The 1,192-nt window shown below is 66.3% G+C and carries 1 protein-coding gene; it reads left to right on the forward strand.

The annotated features are described in order from the left end of the window. Nucleotides 1-91: 91 nt before the first annotated feature. Nucleotides 92-991: an aldo/keto reductase gene (locus ACZ3HV_RS44585; protein ID WP_465693965.1), complete on the forward strand. Its 900-nt coding sequence runs from the start codon at nt 92-94 to the stop codon at nt 989-991. The last annotated feature ends 201 nt before the right edge of the window (nt 992-1,192 follow it).

The following is a 1,192-nucleotide window of genomic DNA, read 5'->3' on the forward strand; positions in this document are numbered from 1 at the left end:
GGTAAGCCGTGTGCGGGAAAACCGCACGCACGGATTGAAAGGGGACAGGGGAAACGGGTCCAACCTACGGACACCGCGCCCCTAACTACCAATGGCGAGTATTGGTCTGGGTCTTGCGGCACTAGGGCGTCCTGGGTACATCAATCTCGGGCACGACGAGGACTTGCCGCCGGGACGGGCGGTCGAGGATCTCCGGGAGCGCACACATCAGTTGCTCGAGCAGGCGTGGCTGGACGGAGTTCGGTACTTCGACGCCGCGCGTTCGTACGGACTTGCCGAGAAGTTCCTCGGTGAGTGGCTGACGGCGGAGCGCCGTACGCAACTGACCGTCGGCTCGAAGTGGGGGTACACGTACGTCGCTGATTGGCATTCCGATGTGGAGACGCACGAGGTGAAGGACCACAGCCTCGCGACCTTCGAGCGGCAGTGGCCGGAGACGCTTCAAGCGCTTGGTGGACCGCCTGACTTCTATCTCGTCCACAGCCTCACGTCGGACAGTCCGGCACTCGGTGACAAGCGGTTGCTCGATCGACTGCGGGAGTTGGCGGACAGCGGCGTACGCGTCGGATTTTCGACGAGTGGACCGCGTCAGGCCGAGACGCTACGGAAGGCACTCGAGCTCGACACACCGTTCACGGCCGTGCAGGCGACCTGGAACGTCCTCGAGACCTCATCCGGCGCTGCCTTGGCCGACGCGCACGCCGCAGGCTGGTTCGTGGTCGTGAAGGAAGCCGTCGCCAACGGCCGCCTGACCGCCAAGGCCGGCAAGACCCCGTTCAACGAGTTCGCCCGGCAGCATGGCATCGCCCCCGACGCCCTCGCCATCGGCGCCGCCGCCGTCCAGCCCTGGGCCGACATCGTCCTCAGCGGCGCCACCACCGCCGAACAACTGGCAAGCAACCTCGCCCACACCACCGCCGGCCCCCTCACCGAGTTCACCCAACAACCCGAGGAGTACTGGACCGAACGCTCCGCCCTCCCCTGGATCTGATGCCCCCCACTGATTCCGGGAGTTGGTGAGTGGGGCAGGTCCGCCCTGGATCTAGCCCACGCGCGTCACGCAGTCGCTGGCTGGGCCTCGCGCATGCGAGGGGATTTCCGGCTCTTCTGCGGTATGTGTGGGTCCCCTGGAGTGACACCGCACGGTGACCTGACAGGAGACGGTGACCTGGGACGGGTCCGCATCCAGCAG

It is taken from the genome of Kribbella sp. NPDC020701 (assembly GCF_055562215.1).